The 5,237-nt window shown below is 48.5% G+C and carries 2 tRNA genes and 3 rRNA genes; all 5 read left to right on the top strand.

Annotated elements, in window-relative coordinates:
* The first annotated feature begins 225 nt into the window (after positions 1–225).
* The 5 genes from M6G78_RS10225 (at position 226) to rrf (ending at position 5,231) form a co-directional block, all read left to right on the top strand.
* Positions 226–1,744 (top strand): 16S ribosomal RNA (locus tag M6G78_RS10225).
* Positions 1,745–1,817: 73 nt separating this feature from the next.
* Positions 1,818–1,893: transfer RNA gene (locus M6G78_RS10220), tRNA-Ala, on the top strand.
* Between the two features lie 17 nt (positions 1,894–1,910).
* Positions 1,911–1,987, top strand: a tRNA-Ile gene (locus M6G78_RS10215).
* 188 nt (positions 1,988–2,175) lie between these two features.
* Positions 2,176–5,036 (top strand): 23S ribosomal RNA (locus tag M6G78_RS10210).
* A 78-nt stretch (positions 5,037–5,114) separates the two neighbouring features.
* Positions 5,115–5,231 (top strand): 5S ribosomal RNA (rrf, locus tag M6G78_RS10205).
* The 16S, 23S and 5S rRNA genes sit together here with 2 tRNA genes alongside, the layout of an rRNA operon.
* The last annotated feature ends 6 nt before the right edge of the window (positions 5,232–5,237 follow it).

The raw sequence follows: 5,237 nt of genomic DNA, 5'->3' as shown, positions 1-5,237 counted from the left end.
AAAAAAATGACAAAAAAAGTTAAAAAAGTAGTTGACAAGAGATTGAGTATGTGGTATTATAATTCAGCTGACTCTGAAAGAGGCGGCGAGATAATAAGACAAAAGAATAAAAGAGAAAAAGATGATATGAATTGCTATATGCAAATTTAGTCAGTGAGATTTGAGTAAAGAGTCGGATTAAGATTTAAGATGTAAACAATCGACCGAGAGGTTGATGCGATAAATTATATTGAGAGTTTGATCCTGGCTCAGGACGAACGCTGGCGGCGTGCTTAACACATGCAAGTCGAACGAGAAGCTTATGATTGATTCTTCGGAAGATTTTATAAGTGGAAAGTGGCGAACGGGTGAGTAACGCGTAGGTAACCAACCTCATACAGGGGGATAGCCCAGGGAAACTTGGATTAAACCCGCATAAGACCACGCTATCGCATGATAAAGTGGTAAAAACTCCGGTGGTATGAGACGGACCTGCGTCTTATTAGGTAGTTGGTGAGGTAACGGCTCACCAAGCCGACGATGAGTAGCCGACCTGAGAGGGTGATCGGCCACATTGGGACTGAGACACGGCCCAGACTCCTACGGGAGGCAGCAGTGGGGAATATTGCGCAATGGGGGCAACCCTGACGCAGCAACGCCGCGTGAGCGATGAAGGTTTTCGGATCGTAAAGCTCTGTTCTGAGGGAAGATAGTGACGGTACCTCAGGAGAAAGCCCCGGCTAACTACGTGCCAGCAGCCGCGGTAATACGTAGGGGGCGAGCGTTGTCCGGATTCACTGGGCGTAAAGAGCACGTAGGCGGTTAATTAAGTCAGGTGTGAAAGTTTTCGGCTCAACCGGAAAAGTGCACTTGAAACTGGATAACTTGAGTATCGGAGAGGTAAGCGGAATTCCTAGTGTAGCGGTGAAATGCGTAGAGATTAGGAAGAACACCGGTGGCGAAGGCGGCTTACTGGACGATAACTGACGCTGAGGTGCGAAAGCGTGGGGAGCGAACAGGATTAGATACCCTGGTAGTCCACGCCGTAAACGATGAATACTAGGTGTTGGGGTAACTCAGTGCCGCAGTTAACACATTAAGTATTCCGCCTGGGGAGTACGCTCGCAAGAGTGAAACTCAAAGGAATTGACGGGGGCCCGCACAAGCAGCGGAGCATGTGGTTTAATTCGAAGCAACGCGAAGAACCTTACCAGGTCTTGACATCCTTTGACCGTCTAAGAGATTAGACTTTCCTTCGGGACAAAGAGACAGGTGGTGCATGGTTGTCGTCAGCTCGTGTCGTGAGATGTTGGGTTAAGTCCCGCAACGAGCGCAACCCTTGTGTTTAGTTACTAACATTCAGTTGAGGACTCTAGACAGACTGCCCTTGAAAGAGGGAGGAAGGTGGGGACGACGTCAAATCATCATGCCCCTTACGACCTGGGCTACACACGTGCTACAATGGTCTGTACAAAGGGTTGCGAAGCAGTGATGCCAAGCTAATCTCAAAAAGCAGATCTCAGTTCGGATTGCAGGCTGCAACTCGCCTGCATGAAGTCGGAGTTGCTAGTAATCGCGAATCAGAATGTCGCGGTGAATGCGTTCCCGGGCCTTGTACACACCGCCCGTCACACCACGAGAGTTGGTAACACCCGAAGCCAGTGAGCTAACCGTAAGGAGGCAGCTGTCGAAGGTGGGATCAGTAATTGGGGTGAAGTCGTAACAAGGTAGCCGTATCGGAAGGTGCGGCTGGATCACCTCCTTTCTAAGAGTAGAAAAGAGACTCGACTCAAATCTTTCTCTTTTAGTCTATTGTAAAAAGTGAATGACCAACTAATGGGGGTGTAGCTCAGTTGGGAGAGCACCTGCCTTGCAAGCAGGGGGTCAGGAGTTCGAATCTCCTCATCTCCACCATATATGAAAATGTGTGGGGGCTTGTAGCTCAGGTGGTTAGAGCGCACGCCTGATAAGCGTGAGGTCGGAGGTTCGAGTCCTCCCAGGCCCACCATGAAGATTTAAGGATTAAAAGTAAGGTATTAGAAATAGTATCTTAGTTTTAACTCTTAAAGAGTTGAGAGATAATTGAAAATTGCATAAGTAGAAAACACGAAAACAAGTATGATTACGAAACGACAAAGAAAAGAAAGTTTGGTTAAAAACTATAATTTCAAGACATTTTGTAAGAATATATCTTAGGATCAAGTTATTAAGGGCATAAGGTGAATGCCTTGGCATCCAGAGCCGATGAAGGACGTGATAAGCTGCGATAAGCTACGTTAAGCTGCAAATAAGCTTTGAGGCGTAGATTTCCGAATGGGGCAACCCACTATGTGAAGACATAGTACCACCAGGTGAATATATAGTCTGGTAGGAGGGAACCCGGCGAACTGAACCATCTAAGTAGCCGGAGGAAGAGAAAGAAACATCGATTCTCCTAGTAGCGGCGAGCGAACGGGGACCAGCCCGTGTATTGAGAGATATAATGTTTAGCTGAAGTGTATGGGAAGGCACACCAAAGAAGGTTACAGTCCTGTAAGCGAAAAGCATTATGTAGTAGATACACCAAGCGAGTACCACGGGACACGTGAAACCCTGTGGGAATATGGGAGGCCCACCTCCCAAGGCTAAATACTACTGGATGACCGATAGAGAATAGTACCGTGAGGGAAAGGTGAAAAGTACCCCGGGAGGGGAGTGAAATAGAACCTGAAACCTTATGCCTACAAGCAGCCAGAGCGCAAGTGATGGTGTGCTTTTTGTAGAACGAGCCAGCGAGTTACGGTGTGTAGCGAGGTTAAGCTGTTCAGCAGCGAAGCCGCAGGGAAACCGAGTCTGAATAGGGCGAAAGTTGCATGCTGTAGACCCGAAACCGTGTGATCTACCCATGTCCAGAGTGAAGCGAAGGTAAAACTTCGTGGAGGCTCGAACCGGTGTCTGTGAAAAAGGCTCGGATGAGGTGTGGGTAGGGGAGAAATTCCAATCGAACACGGAGATAGCTGGTTCTCCCCGAAATAGCTTTAGGGCTAGCGTGTGACGATGAATAATGGAGGTAGAGCACTGAATTGGCTAGGGGGCGTATTGCTTACTGAACCTTATCAAACTCCGAATGCCATATATTTTAGTCATGCAGTCAGACTGTGAAAGATAAGTTCCATGGTCGAAAGGGAAACAGCCCAGATCTTCAGCTAAGGTCCCAAAATTCAGATTAAGTGGGAAAGGATGTATAATTGCTAAGACAGCCAGGACGTTGGCTTAGAAGCAGCCATTCATTTAAAGAGTGCGTAATAGCTCACTGGTCGAGTGATCATGCGCCGAAAATAACCGGGGCTAAAATCTGATACCGAAGCTAAGGATTAGTTTATACTAGTGGTAGGGGAGCATTGTGTAAAGGGTGAAGCCGAAACGTAAGTATCCGGTGGACGTTACACAAGAGAGAATGCTGGCATGAGTAGCGAAAGTGCAGTGAGAATCTGTACCATCGAAAACCTAAGGTTTCCCGGGCAAGGTTCGTCCCCCCGGGGTTAGTCGGGACCTAAGGCGAGGCCGAAAGGCGTAGTCGATGGACAACTGGTTGATATTCCAGTACCGAATATGTTTGTTTGAGAGATGGAGTGACACAGGAGGATAGGTTATCCCAGCTGTTGGAAATGCTGGGTCAAGCAGTGAGGGTGTTAAGTAGGCAAATCCGCTTAACGTAAGCCTGGGCTGTGATGAGTACCGAAATATAGTAGGGAAGTAGCTGATTTCACACTGGCGAGAAAAGCTTCTATTGAGAACATATTTGCCCGTACCGTAAACCGACACAGGTAGGTGAGGAGAGAATCCTAAGATGAGCGAGAGAAGTGTTGTTAAGGAACTCGGCAAAATCACCCCGTAAGTTCGCGAGAAGGGGTCCCTGTGAGAGCAGGGCGCAGTGAAAAGGTCCAGGCGACTGTTTACCAAAAACACAGGTCTATGCAAAATCGAAAGATGAAGTATATGGGCTGACGCCTGCCCGGTGCTGGAAGGTTAAGGGGATCTGTTAGCTTCGGCGAAGCAGTGAACTTAAGCCCCAGTAAACGGCGGCCGTAACTATAACGGTCCTAAGGTAGCGAAATTCCTCGTCAGGTAAGTTCTGACCCGCACGAAAGGCGTAACGATCTGGACACTGTCTCGACAACACACTCGGTGAAATTGTAGTACCGGTAAAGATGCCGGTTACCCGCGACCGGACGGAAAGACCCCGTAGAGCTTTACTATAGCTTGGCACTGAATTTCGGTATTGTATGTACAGGATAGGTGGGAGACTTAGAAGCTAGGACGCCAGTCTTGGTGGAGTCGACCTTTGGATACCACCCTTATAATGCTGGAATTCTAACCTGATACCGTAATCCGGTATAGGGACACTGTCAGGTGGGTAGTTTGACTGGGGCGGTCGCCTCCTAAAGAGTAGCGGAGGCGCCCAAAGGTTCCCTCAAAATGGTTGGAAACCATTTATTAGAGTGTAAAGGCAGAAGGGAGCTTGACTGCGAGACAGACACGTCGAGCAGGTACGAAAGTAGGGCTTAGTGATCCGGCGGTTCCGAGTGGAAGGGCCGTCGCTTAACGGATAAAAGTTACCTCGGGGATAACAGGCTTATCTCCCCCAAGAGTCCACATCGACGGGGAGGTTTGGCACCTCGATGTCGGCTCGTCGCATCCTGGAGCTGAAGCAGGTTCCAAGGGTTGGGCTGTTCGCCCATTAAAGCGGCACGCGAGCTGGGTTCAGAACGTCGTGAGACAGTTCGGTCCCTATCCGTCGTGGGCGTAGGATACTTGAGAGGAGCTACCCCTAGTACGAGAGGACCGGGGCGGACTAACCTCTGGTGCACCGGTTGTCACGCCAGTGGCATAGCCGGGTAGCTAAGTTGGGACGGGATAAGCACTGAAGGCATCTAAGTGCGAAGCCCCCCTCAAGATTAGGTATCCCATTCTTTGTGAAGTAAGAGCCCTGATAGACTATCAGGTTGATAGGTCGCATGTGTAAGTACAGTAATGTATTCAGCTGAGCGATACTAATTGCTCGAGGACTTGATCTAAAGATATATGAACTTGTAAAAGAACTTATGCAATTTATAATTATCTCTTAATGAAGAGTTAAATGAAATAGTTTAATTCCTCGTGACGATAGCGACGGTGTAACACCTGTAAACATTCCGAACACAGAAGTTAAGCCCGTCCACGCCTAGAGTACTTGTCTGGAGACGGACTGGGAGGGTAGGTAGTCGCGGGGTTTTTTT

It is taken from the genome of Anaerofustis sp. NSJ-163 (assembly GCF_024135845.1).
In the GTDB taxonomy this organism is placed as follows: Bacteria; Bacillota; Clostridia; order Eubacteriales; family Anaerofustaceae; genus Anaerofustis; species Anaerofustis butyriciformans.
The sequence above is the reverse complement of the archived record's forward strand: the minus strand, read 5'-3'. Positions and strand labels throughout refer to the sequence as shown.